Origin of the sequence: Micromonospora vinacea, from assembly GCF_015751785.1 — a bacterium.
Taxonomy (GTDB): Bacteria; Actinomycetota; Actinomycetes; order Mycobacteriales; family Micromonosporaceae; genus Micromonospora; species Micromonospora vinacea.
In genome coordinates this window covers 2,754,782-2,775,289 of sequence record NZ_JADOTY010000001.1, presented here as the reverse complement: position 1 = coordinate 2,775,289, position 20,508 = coordinate 2,754,782, and the positions used below count along the sequence as shown (strand labels likewise).

General features: G+C 73.1%; 17 protein-coding genes. 8 read left to right on the top strand and 9 right to left on the bottom strand.

The features are described 5' to 3' along the window. Nucleotides 1-10 precede the first annotated feature (10 nt). The 4 genes from IW249_RS13365 (at nucleotide 11) to IW249_RS13350 (ending at nucleotide 5,221) form a co-directional block, all read left to right on the top strand. A complete protein-coding gene (locus tag IW249_RS13365; protein ID WP_196921014.1) occupies nucleotides 11-1,018 on the top strand; it encodes a cytochrome d ubiquinol oxidase subunit II in 1,008 nt (335 codons plus the stop codon). After that, the gene (gene cydD, locus IW249_RS13360; protein WP_196921013.1) at nucleotides 1,015-2,691 is read left to right on the top strand and encodes a thiol reductant ABC exporter subunit CydD; all 1,677 of its coding nucleotides are present in this window, start codon (nucleotides 1,015-1,017) and stop codon (nucleotides 2,689-2,691) included. Before IW249_RS13365 ends, cydD begins: the two co-directional genes overlap by 4 nt. Further along, nucleotides 2,688-4,478 (top strand): thiol reductant ABC exporter subunit CydC, encoded by a 1,791-nt coding sequence (gene cydC / locus IW249_RS13355; protein ID WP_196921012.1) that lies wholly within the window; start codon nucleotides 2,688-2,690, stop codon nucleotides 4,476-4,478. Before cydD ends, cydC begins: the two co-directional genes overlap by 4 nt. Before the next feature lie 68 nt (nucleotides 4,479-4,546). After that, nucleotides 4,547-5,221 carry a permease prefix domain 1-containing protein gene (locus IW249_RS13350; RefSeq protein WP_196921011.1) on the top strand — a complete coding sequence of 225 codons (675 nt, stop codon included), beginning with the start codon at nucleotides 4,547-4,549 and terminating at the stop codon, nucleotides 5,219-5,221. 22 nt (nucleotides 5,222-5,243) lie between these two features. On the opposite strand, the gene IW249_RS13345 is transcribed toward IW249_RS13350, so the two are convergent. Continuing rightward, entirely contained in the window at nucleotides 5,244-5,582 is a 339-nt protein-coding gene (locus IW249_RS13345; protein ID WP_112680778.1) for a PadR family transcriptional regulator, read from the bottom strand. Nucleotides 5,583-5,740: 158 nt separating this feature from the next. Here IW249_RS13345 and IW249_RS13340 point away from each other — a divergent pair, with 158 nt between their 5' ends. Then, complete coding sequence (locus tag IW249_RS13340; protein WP_196921010.1) at nucleotides 5,741-6,715, top strand: SatS C-terminal domain-containing protein; 975 nt, start codon at nucleotides 5,741-5,743, stop codon at nucleotides 6,713-6,715. A gap of 39 nt (nucleotides 6,716-6,754) precedes the next feature. Beyond that, the gene (locus tag IW249_RS13335; protein ID WP_196924772.1) at nucleotides 6,755-9,199 is read left to right on the top strand and encodes a transposase; all 2,445 of its coding nucleotides are present in this window, start codon (nucleotides 6,755-6,757) and stop codon (nucleotides 9,197-9,199) included. A gap of 271 nt (nucleotides 9,200-9,470) precedes the next feature. Here the strand turns inward: IW249_RS13335 and IW249_RS13330 are convergent, their stop codons facing one another. The 4 genes from IW249_RS13330 to IW249_RS13315 all read right to left on the bottom strand — a co-directional run bounded on the left by IW249_RS13330 (nucleotide 9,471) and on the right by IW249_RS13315 (nucleotide 14,560). After that, a complete protein-coding gene (locus tag IW249_RS13330; RefSeq protein ID WP_007455465.1) occupies nucleotides 9,471-10,064 on the bottom strand; it encodes a GTP-binding protein in 594 nt (197 codons plus the stop codon). Between the two features lies 1 nt (nucleotide 10,065). Further along, complete coding sequence (locus IW249_RS13325) at nucleotides 10,066-10,443, bottom strand: DUF742 domain-containing protein (protein ID WP_030329021.1); 378 nt, start codon at nucleotides 10,441-10,443, stop codon at nucleotides 10,066-10,068. A gap of 98 nt (nucleotides 10,444-10,541) precedes the next feature. Beyond that, the gene (locus IW249_RS13320; protein WP_030329023.1) at nucleotides 10,542-10,946 is read right to left on the bottom strand and encodes a roadblock/LC7 domain-containing protein; all 405 of its coding nucleotides are present in this window, start codon (nucleotides 10,944-10,946) and stop codon (nucleotides 10,542-10,544) included. Further along, entirely contained in the window at nucleotides 10,943-14,560 is a 3,618-nt protein-coding gene (locus tag IW249_RS13315; RefSeq protein ID WP_196921009.1) for a sensor histidine kinase, read from the bottom strand. Before IW249_RS13315 ends, IW249_RS13320 begins: the two co-directional genes overlap by 4 nt. 502 nt (nucleotides 14,561-15,062) lie before the next feature. Here IW249_RS13315 and IW249_RS34255 point away from each other — a divergent pair. Further along, nucleotides 15,063-15,356 (top strand): hypothetical protein, encoded by a 294-nt coding sequence (locus IW249_RS34255; RefSeq protein ID WP_231392511.1) that lies wholly within the window; start codon nucleotides 15,063-15,065, stop codon nucleotides 15,354-15,356. 2 nt (nucleotides 15,357-15,358) lie between these two features. Here the strand turns inward: IW249_RS34255 and IW249_RS13305 are convergent, their stop codons facing one another. Continuing rightward, nucleotides 15,359-16,432: an adenosine deaminase gene (locus IW249_RS13305; RefSeq protein ID WP_196921007.1), complete on the bottom strand. Its 1,074-nt coding sequence runs from the start codon at nucleotides 16,430-16,432 to the stop codon at nucleotides 15,359-15,361. Nucleotides 16,433-16,572: 140 nt separating this feature from the next. On the opposite strand from IW249_RS13305, the gene IW249_RS13300 reads away from it, so the two are divergent. After that, nucleotides 16,573-17,442 (top strand): putative RNA methyltransferase, encoded by an 870-nt coding sequence (locus IW249_RS13300; RefSeq protein ID WP_196921006.1) that lies wholly within the window; start codon nucleotides 16,573-16,575, stop codon nucleotides 17,440-17,442. A 2-nt stretch (nucleotides 17,443-17,444) separates the two neighbouring features. Here the strand turns inward: IW249_RS13300 and IW249_RS13295 are convergent, their stop codons facing one another. The 3 genes from IW249_RS13295 to IW249_RS13285 form a co-directional block, all read right to left on the bottom strand. Further along, nucleotides 17,445-18,125, bottom strand: a complete 681-nt coding sequence (locus IW249_RS13295; RefSeq protein WP_112677367.1) for a DUF4272 domain-containing protein — start codon at nucleotides 18,123-18,125, stop codon at nucleotides 17,445-17,447. 110 nt (nucleotides 18,126-18,235) lie between these two features. After that, entirely contained in the window at nucleotides 18,236-19,519 is a 1,284-nt protein-coding gene (locus IW249_RS13290) for a thymidine phosphorylase (protein ID WP_196921005.1), read from the bottom strand. A gap of 168 nt (nucleotides 19,520-19,687) precedes the next feature. Further along, nucleotides 19,688-20,398 carry a cytidine deaminase gene (locus tag IW249_RS13285; protein WP_196921004.1) on the bottom strand — a complete coding sequence of 237 codons (711 nt, stop codon included), beginning with the start codon at nucleotides 20,396-20,398 and terminating at the stop codon, nucleotides 19,688-19,690. Nucleotides 20,399-20,508 lie beyond the last annotated feature (110 nt).

The following is a 20,508-nucleotide window of genomic DNA, read 5'->3' as shown; positions in this document are numbered from 1 at the left end:
GGAGTAGACAGTGGACCTCGCCTGGTACGCAGTGCTCGGCCTCTTCTTCGCCAGTTACCTGGTGCTCGCCGGCTACGACTACGGCGTCGGGCTGCTGCTCGCCCGCGGCGTCGGTCCGGACGGGCGGCGGGAGGCGCTCACCGCCCTCGGCCCGTTCTTCCTCGGCAACGAGGTCTGGCTGGTGGCCGCCATGGGCATCCTCTTCGGGGCGTTCCCCCTTCTGGAGGGCGAGTTGCTCGCCGGCTGCTATCCGGCCGTCGTCGGCGCCCTGGTCGGCGTCATCCTGGTCACCGTCGGGGTGCAGCTGCGGAGCCGACCCGACGACGAGCGGATTCGCGCCCGCTGGGACCGCGTCGTGATGATCGGCAGCGCCCTCGCCGCGCTGGGCTGGGGGGTGCTGCTCGCCGCGCTGTTGCAGGGCGTGCCCCTGCAGGCCGACGGGCACGTCGCCGGGGTGACGCACCTGGTCACCCCGTTCGCGGCAGCCGCCGGGCTGGCCATGGTCGCCCTGGTCGCTGTGCACGGGGCGACCTTCCTCACAGTGCGCCTCTCCGCCGAGGCCGCCGCCGTGGTCGGCCGTACCGCCCGCCGGTTGGTGCCGGTGGCGCTCACCGCTGTCGCCCTGGCCACCGTCGTGGGCCTGCTCTCCGCCCGGGTACACGACGCCGTGCAGCGGCCGGCGGTGGCCGTACTCCTGCCGGTGCTGCTCGTGGTGGCGCTGCTGGCGGCCCGCGCGGCGCTGGCACGGCGGCGGCCCGGGTGGGCCCTGGTCGCCACCGGCGCGGCCCTGGCGCTGCCGGTGGTGCTGGTCGGAGCCGCTCTCTGGCCCTACGTGCTGGTGTCCACGACCGACCCGGACGCCTCGCTGCGGGTGGCCGACGCGGCCGCCAGCGCGCCGACCCTGCGGCTGCTGGGCTGGGTGGCGCTGCCGCTACTTCCGGCCCTACTAGGCTTCCAGGCGATGTGCTGGTGGGTTTTCCGAGGACGGACCGACGGTAGGGCACCGGTGTACTGGTGAGCCGCCGTCCGTTCGACCCGCGTCTGCTGCGCCGGGTCCCTGCGGCCCGGGGCGACCTTGCCGTGCTCGGGCTCCTGGGCGTGCTGGCCGCCGGGTTGATCGTGGCGCAGGCCACCGCGCTCGCGTCGCTGCTCGCCACCGCCATCGACGGTCGGCTGGACCGACCGGCGCTGGCCGGTTTCGTCGTCGCGGTCGCCGCCCGCTCGGCAGTGGTCTGGGCGCAGGGCACTGTCTCGGCGCGGGTCGCCGCCACCGTCAAGGCCACGCTGCGGGCCGACCTGCTCGGCGCGGTGGGCCGGCACGGGCCCGGCTGGGTGGCCGGGCAGCGGGCCGGTGAGATCGCCACCCTGGCCGGGCGTGGGTTGGACGCGCTGGACGCGTACTTCACCGGGTACCTGCCGCAGCTGGTGCTCAGCGTGACGGTGCCCCTGGCGGTGCTGGCCCGGGTCGTCTTCGCCGACTGGAGCTCGGCGGTGATCATCGCGCTGACCCTGCCGTTGATCCCGGTCTTCGGTGCGCTGCTCGGCTGGCAGGCGCAGGCCGCCACCGAACGGCAGTGGCGGCGGCTCGCGCTGCTCGGCGGGCACTTCCTCGACATGGTGGCCGGGCTGCCCACGTTGCGCGCGTTCGGGCGGGCCCGGGCACAGACCGACGTGGTGCGCCGGATGGCCGACGGTCACCGCGTCGCCACCATGAAGACGTTGCGGATCGCGTTCCTCTCCGCGCTGGTGCTGGAGTTGGTCGCCACCCTCTCGGTGGCGCTGGTCGCGGTGCCGGTCGGCATCCGGTTGCTCGGCGGCGGGCTGGCCCTCCAGACCGCGCTGCTGGTGCTGCTGCTGACCCCGGAGGCGTACCTGCCGCTGAGGGCCGCCGGCAGCCGGTTCCACGCCAGCATGGAAGGTCTGGCCGCGCTGGACGAGGCGTTGACCGTCTCCGCCGCACCGGTCGCGCCCCGGGCCGCCGAGGGCGCCTCCGCCCCGGACGCGCGGGCCGAGATCCGGTTCGAGGGGGTGACAGTGGCGTACGAGCGCACCACAGCGCTGCGCGACGTGACACTGACCATCCGACCCGGTGAACGGATCGCCATCATCGGGCCCAGCGGCGCCGGCAAGAGCACACTGCTCGGCCTGCTGCTCGGCTTCGTGGTGCCGACCAGCGGCCGGATCACAGTGGGCGGGGTCGACCTCGCCACCGCCGACCCGGACGCCTGGCGCCGGCAGCTCGCCTGGGTGCCGCAGCGGGCGCACCTCTTCGCCGCCTCGCTGGCCGACAACATCCGCCTCGGCGCGCCGGACACTCCGGCCGACGCGCTCACCGCCGCGGTGCACGACGCCGCCCTGGACGACGTGGTGGCCGGGCTGCCCGACGGCTTGGACACCCTGCTCGGCGAGCGCGGCCACGGGCTGTCCAGCGGGCAGCGGCAGCGGGTGGCGCTGGCCCGGGCGTTCCTGCGGGCCGCCCCGGTGGTGCTGCTCGACGAACCCACCGCCCGACTCGACACGGCGGCCGAGGCGGTGGTGCTCGACGCCACCCGTCGCCTGGTCGCCGGGCGGACCGCGCTGTTGGTAGCGCACCGACCGGCGTTGCTCGCCGACGCCGACCGGATCCTGCGCATCGAGGACGGGCGGGTCACCGAGTTGACGCCCGAACCGACCGGGAAGGCCAGCCGATGACCGCCGAACACGGGCCGGCGGCGGTGGCCGATCCGACGCCGGCCGGGCGGGTCTCCGCCGAGCGGGCCGTGCTGCGACTGGCCCGGCCGTACCTGGGCCGCCTGGTCGGAGCCGGGCTGCTGGCAGCCGCCACCGAGTTCGCCGGGCTCGCCCTGATGGCCACCGCCACCTGGCTGCTGATGAGCGCCGCCGGTCAGCCTCCGCTGGACCGCCTCACCGTGGCGATCGTCGCGGTCCGGGCGCTGGCGATCAGCCGGGGCGTCTTCCGCTACACCGAACGGCTCGCCGGGCACGACGCGGTGCTTCGCATGATCACCGACGTCCGGGCCCGGGTCTTCGCCACCCTGGCGGCTCGCCGTGGCACGGCGCACCGCTCGGGGGACGTGCTGAGCCGCCTGGTCTCCGACGTGGAGGCCGTCCAGGACCTGTTGCTGCGGGTGCTGGTGCCCGCTTCGGCGGCGGCAGTGGTCGGTGTGTTGGCGGTGGCCGTGGCGGCGCTGATCTCGGCACCGGCCGCCGGCGCGCTCGCCGTCGGGCTGCTGGTCGCCGGGGTGGCGCTGCCCGCACTGGCCACCGCTGTCACCCGACGCAGCGCCGCCGAGGTGGCCCCCCTGCGGGGCGCGCTGGCCACCGACGCGATCGACCTCACCCACGGCGCGGCCGACCTGGCCGCGTTCGGGGCGACCGCCAGCACGCTGCGCGCCGCCGAGCAGCGCGCCCACCGGCTGGCCCGACTGGAACGTCGGCTGGCCGCCACCGGGTTCGCTGTGGACGCGGCCGGCGTGCTGACCGCCGGCGTGACCGCCGCGGCGGTGGTGCTGGTCGCGCTCGCCACCGACGTGTCGGGGGTGCTGGTGGGCGTCCTCGCCGTCGGCGCACTGGCCGCCGTCGAGGTGACCCTGGCGCTGGTCACGGCGGCCCGGCAGTGGACGCAGCTGCGGCAGGGCCTGACCCGGGTGGCCGACCTGCTCGACACCGACCCGCCGACCCCGTCGCCCGCGACCGGTCCAACGGACCTGAGCGGCCCGCACGACCTGCGCTTCGTCGACGTGACAGTGCGGTACCGGGCCGGCGCGGCACCCGCCCTGGACGGGGTCAGCCTGGACCTGCCGGCGGGACGCCGGATCGCTGTCGTCGGCCCGAGCGGCGCCGGTAAGAGCACCCTGGCCGCCGTGCTGACCGGCACCGTCCAGCCGGCGTCCGGCCGGGTCACACTGGACGGCCACGACCTCTCGACGTACGCCGAGGAGGCGCTGCCCCGCGCGGTCGGCGGGCTGCTGGCCGAGGCGTACGTCTTCCACGCCACAGTGCGGGAGAACCTGCTGCTCGGACGGGCCGGAGCGGGCGAGGAGGAGCTGACCGGGGCGGTCGACGCCGCCGGCCTGCTGGACTGGGTCCGCGCCCAGCCGGCGGGCTGGGACACGCTGGTCGGCGAGGAGGGCGGGCAGCTCTCCGGCGGGCAGCGGCAGCGGCTTGCGCTCGCCCGGGCCCTGCTGGCCGCGCCGGCGGTGCTGGTGCTCGACGAGCCCACCGAAGGTCTGGACCCGACCGCTGCGGACGCGGTGCTCGCGTCCGCCCTCGCCGCCACCCCCGCCGGGCACTCGGTGGTGCTGATCAGCCACCGGCTCAGCGGGCTGGACGAGCTGGACGAGATCGTGGTCCTGGACGGCGGCCGGGTGATCCAGCGCGGTCGGCACGCCGAGCTGGTCGCCGCCCCGGGCTGGTACCGGGACCAGTGGCAGCTCCAGGCCGCTGCCGAACGGGGTTACCTGGCGCTCGCCCCCTGACCCGCCTCGGGGGCGGACCAGGGTTGTCCCGGACGTCGAGCCGCCGCAGTCCATGGCACTGTGGTGCCATGGCGCGCGGTGAGGACGTGATGGTCGACGAGCACCTGCGGGAGCTGGCGGCTCGGTTGCAGGGGCCGGCGCGACTCAAGTCCGACCTGCTGACCGAGGCCCGGCATGGGTTGCTGGACGCCGTCGAGGCGTACCGCGAGAGCGGGGTGCCACCCACCGAGGCGCAGCGTCGGGCGGTGGTCGAGTTCGGTTCACCGGCGCAGCTGCTCCCGTCCTGGCAGGCCGAGCTGGCGGTGGGCGCCCTGCGCGGGCTCTCCCTGCGGATGCTGGCGATCGCCGGGGTGGGGGTGGTCGCCGGTGATCTGACCTGGCGGGGGTCGAGCTGGAGTGGTGGCCCGCGTCCCCCGGCCGGCTACCTGCTGCTCTCCAACTCGGTCGACTGGATCTGGATGAGCGCGCTGCTGCTCTCGGTGGCCGGCCTGCTGGTGGTGTGGGCGAGCGCGCGGGCGCCACGGCCGGGCCTGGCCCTGGCGCAGCGTGCGGTGGGCGCCGGCCTGACCGGCGTCCTGGCCCTCGGCATGATCGCTGGCTGCGCCCTCTTCACCTGGTCACTCAACCTCTGGGACGCGGCGCTGCACTGGCCCCCAATGATCATCGGGGCGGTGTTGGTGGGCGGCGGATACTTCTCGCTGACCCGCGCGGCACGCGGTTGGCTGCTGGCCACCACCCGCTGATCGGCGGCCCGCCCCGCGCGGCTCAGGCCGGGGTGGGCGGGCTGCCGGGGTCGAGGAACCGCCCGACGGTCAGTTGGAACTCGCGCCAACCCGCGCGCTCCCCGGCCAGCGCCCGTCGGCCGGAGTCGGTGAGCTGGTACGTCCGCCGTTCCCGACCGCTGACAGTGCTCCAGGTGCTCGCCACGTGGCCGGCGCGTTCCAGGCGACGGAGCGCCGGATAGATGGTGCCGGTGGGCAGATCGAGATTGCCGTCACTGCGGGCGCGCAGCGCCTCGATGATCGCGTAGCCGTGCAACGCGCCCTGTTCGAGAACGGCGAGCAGCAGAGCGTCGAGATGGCCGTGCAGCGCCTGGGCCTTCATACGTAGCTACGCTACTTGTCGAACGGCCGCTTCGCCAGCGCTGACGACCAGCAGGTCGGACCCGTGCACCAACCGGCCACCGGGGTGCGGGCATCGGTCACCCAGCGCCGCCGACTAGGGTATGTGCCCAGAGTCACTCGCCGGCCAGACCCCGGCGGGTGGGCAACCCGAAGCACACGGAGGTCAGCGTGGCCCGCCAGTCGCCCCAACGGCCCGACGCCGACGAGCCCGAGCTCGACGACACCACCGGCGCGGCCGAGCCAGACGAGACCGAGGAGACCGACCGCCCGTCGGCGTCGATCGACCGTTCGCTCTGGGACGAGCTGCGCATCGACCCAGTGGAGATCGCCCTGCCCGCCGGCACCGGCTTCACGCTCCGGGCGTACCGGCCGGCCAGCTCGCTGACCCCCACCGACGTGACCGAGCGCGACCAGGACGACCCGTTCCTCGCCCGCCGCCAGGCGATCGAGGAGGAAGAGGACGACGAGACCGTCGTCATCCTCGACGAGGAACTGGCCGGGGAGTTCGCCGCCGAGGACGAGGACGAGGAGTCCACGCGCCGCCGCCGCGACGGCGCCGCAGACACCGACGACGAGTCCGACGAGTCCGACGAGGCCGTCACTGACGAGGCGGACGAGGCGGACGACGAGGAGGTGCCGGTCTTCCTCAGCAACCAGGGCAAGCTGCTGCTGTTCAAGACCCCCGAGTCGCTCGTCAGTTTCATCCGATCCGGTGCGCCAAACGATCTGTCCCAACTGGACAGCTGGAATGAATTGTCCGAACGGGTGGAGCCGGCAGATATCGCTCCGCTGGACGAGGACACCTACGAGCTCGACCTGGTCGTGGAGAACCTGCGCGGCGGGCACGACACGTGGGATTCGACTCTGCTGATCGAGGCGGGCGAGGTCGCGCGTGACCTCTCGTACGCATTGCGGCTGCCTGCGGTACTCGACATGCTCTCCGCCGGCTCCAGCCTCGACGACCTGGACGAGGCGCTGCGTGCCACCGCGAACGGTGGGATCGGCGCGTTCATGGGTCGGCGACGGCTGAAGAAGATCGGTGCGCAGACCGCGAGTTTGGGTTGGCGCACCATTGTCGGCAAGATCTCTGCGGTGGTGGACTGGCGCGACTGACCCGTACCGGGGAGCATCAGTTGCTGGCAGAGGAAAGACCTGTCCCGGGAGGAGGACGACGCCGTGGCGCTCGTGCGCGTTTACTGCGGTCTGGCCTCGGCGGATCCGGCTGACCGACCGGCCTCCGCCGGTTCGACGCTGACGTCCGCTGTGGTCGACGACGCAGGCCGTCTGCTGCATGTCTGCGAGATCAGCGATGACGCCGCTGGCTACGCCCAGCTCGTCTCGCTGCTCGTGGAGCGGTCGGGCGGGCCGAGCGGTGCGGCCATCGCCGCCGACAGCGACGACCACACGGTCACCTCGCTGCTGAGCGCGGCGGGGCGGCCCCTGGCGATCGCCGACGACGACTCGGTGGACGACTTCGCCGAGCGGTTCGCCGATGACGACTCCCTTGAGGAGATGCAGTCACCTCCGGCCGAACGACGGGCGGTCGGTCTGGCCCGCGCGTTGCAGGCCGGGGCGCTCTCCGCCGTCACCCTGCCGGCACCCCGGGATCTCGCCGGCTACAAGCAGGTGCTGTCCGCGCACGCCGCGCTGACCAGTGGTCGGCACTCCGCCGCCGTGGCGCTGCGCGAGGTGCTGCGCGAGCTCTACCCGGCGGCTCTCCGCGCCTACCCGGACCCAGCCGAGCCGGTCTCTCTGGCCGTGCTGGACGCGCTGCCCGAGCCGGGCATGCTCGGCGGCACAGTGGCCCGGGGCCGCGAGGTGTCGGTCGCGGCGGACGCCATCGCCGCGCACCTCGCCGCGGACGGGGTCGCCGATGCCGAGGAGATCAACGAGGCGGTCACCGCCCTGCGGGTCGCCATCTCCGAGACACCCCGACGCGCCGCGGTCAACCGTGCGCTCACGTCCGCGGTGGCCGAGACGGTCCGCCAGGCCGTTGCCTCGGTCCGGGCCTGCGACGCCGGGTGTGAGGCGTTGGTCAGCGCGCTCAGCTCACGCGTCAGCACTCCTGTCCAAGCACCCGGCCGCCGGGCCGCTGCCCGCCGTGGCGAGTCCGTCGGTGAGCTGACCGGCCTGGCCGGCACCAACGCCGGTCTGACCGGCCTGGCCGGCACCAACGCCGGGTTGCGGTCGGTCCGACCCGCCCCGTCGGGCGCCGAGCCAGCACCCGCCGTCGGGCGGCGCAGCCGTCCCGAGCCGGTCCCCGGTAACGCGCCGCTGGCGTCGCCCCGCCCGCTCGGGCCACCGCCGGTCGCCCCGGCGCCGGTCACGCCACCGCCTGTCGCACCCGCACCGATGACCCCGGCGGCGATGGCTGGTCCGCCAGCGTCCACGCTGCCCACCCGCAGCGAGCCGCTCCCCAGCCGGATCGACGGCCCGACCAACCGGCCGGTCTCCGCGCCGCCGCCCCCGCCCCCCGGGATCACCCCGATCGCGCCGGCACAGCGCGGCATGGTGCCCCCGGCCGAGGCCGGCGAGCCGTTCCGGCCGACGCTGACCACCGCCGCGATCAACCACGCGCGGGCCGAGCGGCAGCGTACTGTCATTCCGCCCCGCCCCAAGACCAACGGCGAGCCCCGGCCGAGCCACCAGCAACGCCCGGTCGACGAGCCACCCACCGGCGGGTTCAGCGCCACCGATCTCAGCATTCCGGTGCCGACCCCCCGCCCCGGGCAGGAGACCGCACCGCCCGGCTCCCGGGCCAACTGGCCGCTGGTCAACAACCCGGAGGACCCGTCCGACAGCTCACCGAACAACCCGGTGGCCTACTCGTACGGCGGCAGCCGCGGTGTCGACGCCCCGACCGACCCGGGTCGGGCCGACGGTCGGGTCACCCCGCCCTGGTTGGCGGACGACCTGCCGCCGGAGCCACCGATGCTGCGGCTGGTGGAGCCGCCGCCGCTGGCCGACCGGGCGCTGCGCGAAGGGCCCAACCCTCCCGCGGACCAGCACCTGGAGACGCCGCCGCTGCGCCTGGTCGACCGCGAGCAGGCCGCTCGCAACGGTCGGGCGGCCGCCCGCACCGAGCGTGCCGCCGAGCACCGGCCGTCGCCCCCGGTCGAGCACCGGCCACCGCCGATGGAGCACCGGCCGCCGCCGGTCGCCGACGAGGGCGACGGCGATTTGCTGATCTTCGCGCAGGCCAAGTCGGCCTGGTTCGTCGGCCAGGCCGAGGAGTCCGACCTGGACTGGTCGACCACTGCCGACACCGGCTGGCAGGCCGCTGAGCAGGCCGCCCGCCCGGCGGTGGGCGCCGAGACCAACGCCGGGCTGCCGAAGCGCGTACCGCAGGCCAACCTGGTGCCCGGTTCGCCGCTACGCGAGGAGCGCCCATTGCGCATAGTGCGTGATGCGGCAAGCCTCGCGGAGAACACGACCGGCTACTTCCGTGGCTGGCGTCGCGGCCAGGAGATCGGCGGTTTCGCTGTGGGCGGTCGGCCCGGTCGCGAGGCGGCCGGCGGCTGGGACTTCAGCCGCGACCACGGGGACCGCGACGACGACCGGGAGTACGAGTACCGCTCGGCCGGCTACCAGTCCTGACCCTCTTCACACGCAGAAGCGCCCCCAGCCAGTTGGCTGGGGGCGCTTCTGCGTCAGCAGGGCGATCCCCGGGCACGCAGAAGCCGCCTCGCGAGGACAGTGGGTGAGCTCGTGCCCCGGGGGAAGGGGCTGACAGCTTCCAGGTCGTCAGGAGGCGGCTCGGCGGCGCGCCGGCTCGTCTGGGCGACGAGCCAGCGCGGAGGCACTCATCGGGGCGGCCGGCAGCGCCCGATGGCGGCCGGAGCCACCACCGGGGCGTGCAGCGCCGCGATCAGGCCGGGGCGACGGCGCGCGTACGGCGCATGGTGAGCACGTACTCGACCAGCGAGATCAGCACGTGCTTCGTCGACTCCCGGTTACGGGCGTCGCAGGCCACCACCGGCACGTCGCTCGAGATCGCCAAGGCGTCCCGGACGTCCTGCGGGTCGTGGTACTGCATCCCGTCGAAGCAGTTGATCGCCACCAGGTACGGCAGGCGTCGGTGCTCGAAGAAGTCGATCGCCGCGAAGCAGTCGGCCAGCCGGCGAGTGTCCACCAGCACGACCGCACCGATCGCACCCCGCACCAGTTCGTCCCACATGAACCAGAAACGGGTCTGACCCGGCGTACCGAACAGGTACAGGATCAGGTCACGGTCGATCGAGATCCGGCCGAAGTCCATGGCCACCGTGGTCGTCGTCTTGCCCGGCACCTGCCGGGTGTCGTCGACGCCCACGCCAGCGGAGGTCATGATGGCCTCGGTGGTCAGCGGCGTGATCTCCGAGACCGAGCCGACCAGCGTCGTCTTACCGACGCCGAATCCACCGGCGATAACGATCTTCGCCGACGTCACGCGGCCGCTCGGGTTCGGCGGGCGGTGCGACATGTCAGAGCCTGCGAAGTCCACTCAGCACCCTCTCCAGCAGTTCAGTGCCCACCGCGTCGTCGGAGTCGTCCAAAATGGTCGGCTCGTGGACCGCGACCAGGCCGTCCGTCGCCATGTCGGCGATGAGCACCCGGGCCACACCGAGCGGGAGCTGCATCCGCGCCGCGATCTCCGCGAGCGATTGCACGCGTCCGTCACACAGCGCGGCGATGTACTGGTGTTCGCGGCCCTGGCCGCCGTTGCCATTGGCAGCGGCCCGGCCGCGCACCGTCGTCTCGACGAGCGCCTCCAGCGCGATGTCGAGCCGGGGACGGGTGCGACCACGGGTCACGGCGTATGGACGGACCAACGCTCCGGTTGGTTCGTCACGATCGGCCATCTCGCCGCTCACCTCCTTCGCACCCGTTACCGGCTCCCACCGGTGAAACCCGTCGTTGTCGTTGTTGCAGTCGTGCCGACCTCACGATCGGCGAAACGTCAGCCCAGCATGCCCGCAGCCGCGCGCGGCTGCGGGGTCAGTGCGTCGCCCACCCGGTCGACCAGCAGCGCCATCTCGTAGCCAACCTGGCCCACGTCGGAGCTGCGGGCTGCCAGCACGGCGAAGGACGAGCCGTCCGAGATGGACATCAGGAACAGGAAGCCATTGTCCATCTCCACGACGGTCTGCAACACCGCGCCTCCCTCGAAGCAGCGTGCTGCCCCCTGGGTCAGGCTGACCAGACCCGACGAGATCGCGGCGAGCTGATCTGCCCGGTCGCGCGGCAGATCCCGTGACGACGCGAGGAGTAGGCCGTCCGCCGATACGGCGACCGCGTGCGCGACGCCGGGCACCCGGTCGGCGAAGTTGGCCAGCAGCCAACCAAGATCCTGCGTAGTTGTCATCCTTCTTGCTCCTTCTGCCCGCTCCCGGCCACCGGGCCTGAGCCAGACTGCGAGGATTGCCCTCCCGGAGTCGCCTCCGGGCTGGTCGGGGTGTCCGAGGTGCTACGCCCTCGCTGCACGCCCCGGTGGTAGGCGGAGAGCAGGCCACGAACCGCCTCCGGGGAGCGCCGCTGGACCGAGGTGGTGGGCTTCTCCACCGCACCGGGCACCAACTGCGCCATCGGCTTGCGTTTCGGCAGACCGGTAGTGGTGGTCTCGTTCACCGGCACCGCACCGGCCGCCGCGGAGGCAGCACGCCAGCCGTCGTCGGCAGCGGTCTGCCAGCCGTTGCTCTGCGGTTGGGGCCGGCGGTTCGGCAGGCTCTCGGCGAGGCTGGGGCGGCTGCCCTCGTTCGCTGTGGAGCCGTTGTTCCGCGGCGCTCCTCCGACCGTCGGAGTGTCTGCCATCGGTGTGTTACCTGTCGTCCCGGGTGGTGTCTTGTGGACTGCCCGACCGCTGGCCTCGACCGTGGCGAACTGCTGGGTCGCGGAGTCGCCGTTCGTCGCTGGCTGGCCGCCGGCCGCGGTCTCCTCGGAGCCCGGGCGACGGGTACGGAACCAGGCCGACTCGAGCTCCCGGAAGATCGGCAGCTCCATCGTCTCGTCCGCGTACCGCTGACGGTTCTGCGCCTGCGGCTGCTGCGGCGTCGGCCGAGTCTGCGGGGCCGGAGCCGGCGCTGCTGCCGGGGTCGGCGCTGGTGCCGGAGGTTGGGCCGCGGCCGGCTGCTCGCCGGGGCGCGGCACCCGCGGCAACTCCGTCGTCATGTCCAGCGCGGCGGCGAGCCGCTCGGGCACCGGCGGGGTGGCAGTGTCCCGGTCGCTGCCCGGCACTGGCGGCCAGGCCGGCGGCGCCGGAGCGCTGGCTGCCTGTGCGGGCGGGGCGGACCGGGGCGCGAACCCGCTGAACGACTGGCTGGACGCGGGCGGTGCCGAGTACGGCTGGCCCGAGTACGGCTGCCCGGACGCCGGCGAGGCCGAGACCGGCGACGCCGACACCGGCGGACCGGCGTACGGCTGCCCGGAGGCCGGGGCTGCGGAGACCGGCGCGCCGCCGTACGGGGCACCCGAGTAGGGATGACCCGAGTAGGGCTGGCCGGAGGCCGGCGAGGCGGAGACCGGCGCACCGGAGTAGGGCTGCGCGGAGACCGGCGGCGCCGAGTACGGGTGCGCCTCAGGGCTGCTCGGCAGCTGACGCGGGATGGACGGCTGCTGGCCGGTGGTCGGGGTCTCGTCCCCGGCCCGGCGCTGCGGCAGCGGGTCGGTTCCCGGGCCGTTGGCCGACCGGGGGGTGAACCCGTCGCCGCCGTTGACGCCGTTCGTCCCGGCCGCGCCGGTCAGGTCGGACCAGGCCGGCATCGAGCGGTAGGCACCACCGTTGGCGGGGGTGCTGGCACCGTTGCGCGAAGCGGGGTCGAACGGACGACCGCCCAGGGTGACCTGGTTGCCGGACTCGCTCGGGCGGGGGCCGTTGCCCAGTGCGGGCAGCGCGCCGAAGACCGGCGCGGGCCCACCGGACTGCGGACCACCGAACTGGGGAGCACCGGCCGCCGGCAGCGCCGGAGGCTGCTGCACCCGACCGGACAGTGCCCGGGGCACCAGCACCGAGGTGGGCAGGCTCACTTCGGCGACAGTGCCGCGGTCGCTGCCGGGGCGCAGCTCGACCCGGACACCGTGCCGGGACGCCAGCCGGGCGACCACGACCAGGCCCATCATCCGGGACACGGCCACATCGACCTGCGGCGGCGTCGCGAGCCGCTCGTTGAGGTCGTGCAGCTGCTCGGCGCTGATGCCGATGCCACGGTCCTCGACGTACAGCGAGGAACGGTCACCGACCCGGCGGGCCTCGACCATGACCTGCGAGTCGGGCGGGGAGAACGCTGTGGCGTTGTCGAACAGCTCCGCGACGAGGTGCACCAGGTCGTTGACCGCGTGCGCGGCGACCTCGATGTCGCGGTCGATGACCCCGAACTCGATCCGGGTGTAGTGCTCGACCTCGGACTGCGCGGCGCGCAGCACGTCGATGAGAGCGGCCGGCTCGCGCTGCACACGGGTGGAGTCGGCACCGGCGAGCACCAGCAGGTTCTCGTCGTTACGGCGCATCCGGGTGGCCAGGTGGTCGAGCTGGAACAGCTCGGCCAGCCGGTCCGGGTCCTCTTCGCCGCGCTCCAACCGGTCGAGGTGCCCGATGAGGCGGTCGACCAGGATCTGCGAACGGCGGGCCAGGTTGACGAACATGGTCGCGACGGAGGCACGCAGTGCCGCCTGCTCGGCGGCCGTGCGGACGGCCTCCAGGTGGACGGCGTTGAACGCCTCGGTCACCTGGCCGAACTCGTCCTTGCTGCGCACCGGCAGCGGTTCGGCGATCTGGTTGGCCAGCTGCACCGGGGAGAGCTGCCCGACGACCTGCGGGTCGCGCAGTCGGGCCACCGCCTGTGGCAGGCCGTACTGGGCCACGGAGAGCGCGCCCTGCCGCAGCTCACGGAGCGAGCGGGCCATCGAGCGGGCCACCAGGTACGCGAAGAGGATGGCCAGCAGCAGCATGCTGAGCAGCAGGCCGGTCTCCAGGAAGACCTGGCGCTGGACGTCCGAGCGGAGGGTGTCGGCCTGGTTGACCACTTCACTGTCGAGCTTCCGCTCGACGGTGCGGATCAGCTTGGCGTTGGCCGTCATGGCGGCTTCCCACTGGTCCGGGCCGAACGGCGCACCGCGCATGTTGCCGGTGGTGTTGCCGTCGATCCAGCCGGTGTAGTTCTGTGCCTGCCGGCGGTCGCCGCCCGCGACCGTCTGGTCGTGGAACTTCGCGTCGTCCGGGGTGGCGACGGCCTTGAAGCTCTGCAGGGCCTGCTGCTGGCCGGTGTCGCTGGCGACGTAGTCCCTGCGCAGTGCCGGGGTCAGGCGTTGTCCGCCCTTCACGCCCAGCGCGCGGTGCACCACGACCCGGCGTACGGCGAGGAACTCCTTCTCCCGGGCGACAGCCGCAGCGGCGCGCATCCGGTCGCTGAGTTGGTTGTCACCGGCGAGCTGCGTGGACGAGTCGCGGATGGCGAGCAGGTCACTGATCAGACCCTCGTACGCCTGCACGGTCTCGGTGAGCGCGAGCTTCCCGTTGAACACCTGGCTGCGGACGCCCGACAGGTCCTGGAGGTTCTGGTCGATGCTGTCCAGCAGCCCTTCCAGGCTGCTCGGCAGGTCCTCGATCTCGGTCCGCTGCTGCCGGTAGGGGATCGCATCCTGGTCCACCCGGGAGTTCACCCGGTTGTATGCCTCCTGGTACTGCGCCGTCGGCTGCGTCCCGTCCGCGCCCAGCAGCAGCACGGCGGCGGTCCGCTCGTCCTGCAGGCTGTCGACCAGGTCACCCGAATAGCTCGACAGATTCGCCAGGTCGCCAGCTCGGTTGGCATTGTTGAGCGTCTCCACGTGGTCGATGAGACCACTGGTGCCCACCACGACCGTGGCGATGGTCGGCACGATCATGATGAGACCGAGCTTGGACCAGATCGGCATGTCCCGGAGCCGGCTGGCCGGCCGGCGCAGCCGCGACAGGAAGGAGCCCGCCGTCTTTGGCCGTTTGCTCACGTCACCGCCCTCGCGATTACAGCTTGAACGCGTTGCCCCGGGCAACGCCCAGCGACCGACCCGGCGGGTCGGACCCCCGAGATTCCATCACGCCGGTCGACAAGAAGAAAGCCCAGGTTGTCCCCGACCGAAGGTGTGATGAGATGTTGATGCGATTTGATAGCAGTCTGTCTGGCCGGAGTAACTGAAGGTAATGAAACATCCGCACCGTGTTGTCCTACTGGCCGGCCCATCGGGGTCCGGAAAGTCGTACATAGCGCAGCAAACCGGCTTGCCGGTGCTCTGCTTGGACGACTTCTACAAAGACGGCGATGACCCTACGTTGCCCCGACGAAACGGCCAGGTGGATTGGGAATCGCCGCAGTCCTGGGACGCCTCCAGTGCGGTGGAAATCATTGCCCGACTTGCCCGCGAGGGTCGAGCCGATGTGCCGGTTTATGCGATCGGCGCCGATCGACGGGTGGCCACCCGGCCATTTGATGTCGCCGGATCGCCACTTTTCGTGGCCGAAGGGATCTTCGCCGCCGAGATCGTCGAGGAGTGCCGTCGCCGTGGCCTGCTCGCCGGGGCGTACGCGCTGCGCCGCCCGCGTGGGGCGACCTTCCTGCGTCGACTCGCCCGTGACCTGTCCGAGCAGCGCAAGGCACCCCGGGTGCTGGTTCGGCGCGGGGTGGCGTTGCTGCGGGCCGAGCCGGCCGTGCTGCGCCGGCAGATGGGCCTGGGCGCGGAGGCGGCCCGAGCCCGGGAGGTGCTGCGCCGGGTGGCCGGCCTGCTCGCCGGCCACCCGCATGGCTGAACTCAGGCCAGCAACTTCGCGTACGCCGGCTTGATCACCTCATCGATGATCCGCAGCCGCTCGTCGAACGGGATGAAGGCGCTCTTCATCGCGTTGATGGTGAACCACTGCAACTCCTTCCAGCCGTAGCCGAACGTCTCCACCAGCAGCGACATCTCCCGCGACATCGAGGTGCCGCTCATCAGCCGGTTGTCGGTGTTGACGGTGGCCCGGAAGCGCAGGTCCCGCAGCAGGCCGATCGGGTGGTCCGCGATCGAGGCCACCGCGCCGGTCTGCACGTTCGACGAGGGGCACAGCTCCAGGGGGATCCGCTTGTCCCGGACGTACGCGGCCAGCCGGCCGAGCGAGCCGTCGGGGGCGATGTCGTCGACGATCCGCACCCCGTGGCCGAGCCGGTCCGCTCCGCACCACTGGATCGCCTGCCAGATCGACGGCAGACCGAACGCCTCACCGGCGTGGATGGTGAAGTGGAAGTTCTCCCGTTGCAGGTACTCGAAGGCGTCCAGGTGCCGGGTGGGCGGGAAGCCCGCCTCGGCGCCGGCGATGTCGAAGCCGACCACCCCGGCGTCCCGGTGCCGCACGGCCAACTCGGCGATCTCCTGCGAGCGGGCGGCGTGCCGCATCGCGGTGAGAAGGGTGCCCACCCGGATGGTCAGGCCCGCCTCGACCGCCTGGGCGGTGCCCTCGGCGAACCCGGCCAGCACCGCCTCGACCACCTCGTCCAGGCTGAGGTCCCGTTCCAGGTGCTGCTCGGGGGCGAAGCGCACCTCGGCGTAGACCACTCCGTCGGCGGCCAGGTCCAGCGCGCACTCGCGGGCCACCCGACGCAGCGCGGGCCCGGTCTGCATGACCGCCACTGTGTGCGCGAACGTCTCGAGGTAGCGCTCCAGGGAGCCGGAGTCCGCCGCGTCCGCGAACCAGCGTCCGAGCGCCTCCGGGTCGGTGGTGGGCAGTTCGTGGCCCACCTCGGCGGCCAGGTCGACGATCGTCGCCGGCCGCAGCCCGCCGTCGAGGTGGTCGTGCAGCAGCGCCTTCGGGACCTTGACGATGTCCTCGTACCGGATAGTTGCGACCATGCTCAGACCCTAGTCAGCCAGCTCAGGCCCGCCGAGCCAGGCCACTAGGCTGGACCGTATGGACGCGCCACGGTGGCTGGACGAACGGGACGACCCCGGCGGGTGGGTCCACCACCGCCGACGCGGCCCGGCGGCCTGACGTGGACCCCCGCATCCTCGACCGGCTGCGCTGCCCGGTCTGCGGCGAGCCGCTGGCCGAGGCGACCGCCGGCACCACAAGTGCGCTGCGCTGCCCGCGCCGGCACAGCTTCGACATCGCACGGCAGGGGTACGTCAACCTCCTCGCTGGGCGCGCCCCGCACGTCGGCGACAGCGCCGAGATGGTGGCCGCCCGGGCGGACTTCCTCGCCGCCGGGCACTACGACCTCATCTCGGCCGCCCTCTCCGAGGCCGCGACGGAAGCCGTCGGTCGGCTGCCGACGTCGGGCTTCGGGGCGTACCCCCTGGTGGTGGATGCCGGCGCAGGCACCGGCCGGTACCTCGGCGCGGTGCTGGCGGCGCTGCCGGACGCCGTGGGCCTGGCCCTGGACGTGTCCAAGCCGGCGCTGCGCCGCGCGGCCCGCGCGCATCCCCGGGCCGCCGCCGCGCTCGCCGACACCTGGCAGCGGCTGCCGCTCGCGGACGCCTCGACCGCCGTGCTGCTGAACGTGTTCGCCCCGCGCAACGGCCCGGAGTTCCACCGGGTGCTCGACCCGGCCGGCACGTTGCTGGTGGTCACGCCCGACACCGACCACCTGGCCGAGTTGGTGGACGCCCTCGGCCTGCTGCGGGTCGACCCGGACAAGGCCGACCGGGTGTCCGGCAGCCTGGGCGGGCACTTCACGCCTGCCAGCTCGGCCGTGCACCGGGCGGAGCTGACAATGACCCGGCCGGAGGTCGCCACACTGGTCGGGATGGGCCCCAGCGCCTGGCACACCGACCCCGCCGCCCTCGACACCCGGCTGGGCGCGCTGCCCGAACCGGTCCGGGTCACCATGGCGGTCCGACTCGACGTCCTGCGACCTCGCTGACCTCAGGTGGAGAGGTCGACCTCTTCCCAACCGGGCGGTTCGTCGTGGTACGGCCCGCGCAGGATCACCGCCCACTCCAGCGCCCACCGCCGCTGCCCGATCGCGTTCGCGTCGACCAGGCCCGGCGCACGCCGGCCGCCGCGCTCGGTCTCCAGGTACGCCCAGTCCAGGCAGTAGTGCAGGTCGAGTAGGGCGGCCGCGTCGGCCGGGTGCTGCGGTGCCGTGAGGATCCGGGAGCGCCAGTGCGGAAAGGTCTCCCCCTCGGCGATGTGCGGCAGCCGCTCGACCAGCCGCTCGTCGACGGCCAACGTCGGGTCGAGCTGCTTGCTCAGCCCGAGCACCCAGGCCAGCGCGAAGAGCGCGTCGTGGTGCAGCACGAACGACCGGTGGTCGCCCTTGCCGCCCATCACGAACTGCCACTCCGGCGGGGTGACCATGTCGACGAGGTGCGAGCCGAGCAGCCAGCTCATCGCCGCCTGCGGGGGCATCCCGAAGCAGCGGGCCAGGATCAGGTGCAGCACCGCGATCCGCGCCTCGATCTCCACGGTCGGGCGCAGGTCGATCTGGTCACCCGGCTCCCAGACGAGGGGAAACTGGGCCGGCGGCAACGGCAGGCCCAGCCGGGAAAGCTCGTCAAGGCTCGCCTCGCGCACCTCACGTGGGTCGGGGGCAGCAACGGTCACGGCGGATCTTCCTGTCTGCTCGCGCCGGCGCAAGGCCGGTTGTCCCCCCTTGGCCTGCGACAATAGCGCTCCCAGGTGACCGGCACCACGCCAGGGCAACCCCGGATCGGTCAGCCGATGCGTTCGATGACCAACGACGTCGCCGCCGGGGCCGTCGACGCGATCCGCACCGCGCCGGCGGCCTCGGTCAGCGCTGCCGGAATCCGCGTCGCGTCCTCGGCCCGCAGCTCGTAGAGCGGGTCACCGGCCCGCACCTCGTCACCCGGCCGCTTGTGCAACACCACACCGGCCGGCACGCTGACCGGGTCCTCCTTGCGCGCCCGACCCGCGCCGAGCCGCCACGCCGCAACCCCCATGGCGTACGCGTCGACGGCCGCGACGTACCCGTCCCGCTCGGCGCGGACCACCTCCACCTCGGCGGCCGTCGGCATCGGCGCGTCCGGGTCGCCGCCCTGCGCCCGGATCATCGCCCGCCAGGAGTCCATGGCCCGGCCGTCGCGCAGCGCCGCCGCCGGGTCGGCGTCCGGCAGACCGGCGGCGTCGAGCATCTCCCGGGCCAGGGCGAGGGTCAGCTCCACCACGTCGGCCGGTCCACCACCGGCCAGCACCTCGACCGATTCGGTCACCTCGACCGCGTTGCCGATCGCCAGGCCGAGCGGGGTGGACATGTCGGTGAGCAGGGCGACAGTCCGCACACCGTGCGCACCGCCCAGCTCCACCATGGTGCGCGCCAACTCGCGGGCCTGGTCGACGGACTTCATGAAGGCGCCCGAGCCGACCTTGACGTCGAGGACCAGCGCGCCGGTCCCCTCGGCGATCTTCTTGCTCATGATTGAGCTGGCGATCAGCGGGATCGCCTCCACGGTGCCCGTCACGTCGCGCAACGCGTACAGCTTGCGGTCGGCGGGGGCGAGCCCGGCACCCGCCGCGCAGATCACCGCGCCGACCTCGTCCAGCTGGGCGATGAACTCGTCGTTGCTCACAGTGGCCCGCCAGCCCGGAATGGACTCCAACTTGTCCAGCGTGCCACCGGTGTGCCCGAGGCCCCGGCCGCTCAGCTGCGGTACGGCGGCGCCACACGCCGCCACCAGCGGGGTGAGCGGCAGAGTGATCTTGTCGCCGACGCCGCCGGTGGAGTGCTTGTCGACAGTCGGCCGACGTACCGCCGACAGGTCCAACCGCTCACCACTGGCGATCATCGCGGCGGTCCACCGGGCGATCTCCGGCCCGGTCATGCCGTTGAGCAGGATCGCCATCGCCAACGCGGACATCTGCTCGTCGGCGACGACCCCCCGGGTGTACGCGTCGACCACCCAGTCGATCTGCGCGTCCGACAGAACCCCCCCGTCCCGCTTCACCCGAATAACGTCAACAGCAGCAAACCCACTACTCATCACAAGATCTTTCTTAGTCGAATGGAGATACCGCCCCGCAACCGTGCCCTGGGACGGCGGGTGCCCACGACGGGGCCGGGGCCGACCGTGCCCGGCGGAGGGATCAAGCCTGACCGCCCGGAGCCGGGCACGGTCGGCCCCGGCCCTCAACCGCAACCAATCCCGAGCTCAACCAGCAGCCCACCGCACCGGGATCTCCAACGGCGGCTCACCCTCGCCGGCCCAGAAGATGGTGCCGGTCTCGTCGACCACGACCACCCGGGGCGTCCGGGCCAGGCCCCAGGTGATCGCCTCGGCCGGGTCGTCCCAGCTCGGCGCCTCCTCCAGCACGCCGGTCTCGGCGTCGGCGTCGTCGCCGGCCGACCGCTCCCAGTACGCCGTCCAGACCTGCTGGCCGGCGGACATGTCCGGGTGCACGAAGACGGTGCCGCGCCCGCGCCAGGCGGCGAGCCGCTCCGGGACCACCGGCACCGGCGTCTCGCCGGTGACCGCCTCCAGGTCCTCCACGCCGAAGGCGTGCGGCAGCAGCTCGGCCATCCGCAGTGGCCGGGTCTTGCTCTCGATCAGGCAGTCCGGCCCGCCGTGCTCCCAGAGCAGCTGCCGGCAGCGGCCGCACGGCATCAACGGCTCGCCTGTCGCGTCGACGCAGGAGAGCGCGACGAGCCGACCGCCGCCGGTGGCGTGCAGGCTGGACACGACGCCGCACTCGGCGCAGAGCGTCACACCGTACGCGGCGTTCTCCACGTTGCAGCCGACCACCACCCGGCCGTCGTCGACCAGCGCGGCCGCGCCGACCGGGAACGTCGAGTACGGCGCGTACGCGTGCCGCATCGCCTCGGTGGCGGCGGCGCGCAACTGCGCCCAGTCAATGTCCGTCATGCCATCATCCTGCCGAAGTAGCCCAGTTCAGAAGCCGCCAGGGTCCCGCGACCGTTACGTCCACCCCCGCAGGAGCGCGCCGGCCCGCCGGCCCGCCGGCTTCGTCGATC

Coding starts and splice junctions, on each gene's coding strand:
- IW249_RS13290 (WP_196921005.1), bottom strand. CDS start 19,519: ATGAGTAGTGGGTTTGCTGCTGTTGACGTTATTCGGGTGAAGCGGGAC.
- IW249_RS13305 (WP_196921007.1), bottom strand. CDS start 16,432: ATGGTCGCAACTATCCGGTACGAGGACATCGTCAAGGTCCCGAAGGCG.
- cydC (WP_196921012.1), top strand. CDS start 2,688: ATGACCGCCGAACACGGGCCGGCGGCGGTGGCCGATCCGACGCCGGCC.
- IW249_RS13320 (WP_030329023.1), bottom strand. CDS start 10,946: ATGACAACTACGCAGGATCTTGGTTGGCTGCTGGCCAACTTCGCCGAC.
- IW249_RS13285 (WP_196921004.1), bottom strand. CDS start 20,398: ATGACGGACATTGACTGGGCGCAGTTGCGCGCCGCCGCCACCGAGGCG.
- IW249_RS13330 (WP_007455465.1), bottom strand. CDS start 10,064: ATGTCGCACCGCCCGCCGAACCCGAGCGGCCGCGTGACGTCGGCGAAG.
- IW249_RS13350 (WP_196921011.1), top strand. CDS start 4,547: ATGGCGCGCGGTGAGGACGTGATGGTCGACGAGCACCTGCGGGAGCTG.
- IW249_RS13345 (WP_112680778.1), bottom strand. CDS start 5,582: ATGAAGGCCCAGGCGCTGCACGGCCATCTCGACGCTCTGCTGCTCGCC.
- IW249_RS13325 (WP_030329021.1), bottom strand. CDS start 10,443: ATGGCCGATCGTGACGAACCAACCGGAGCGTTGGTCCGTCCATACGCC.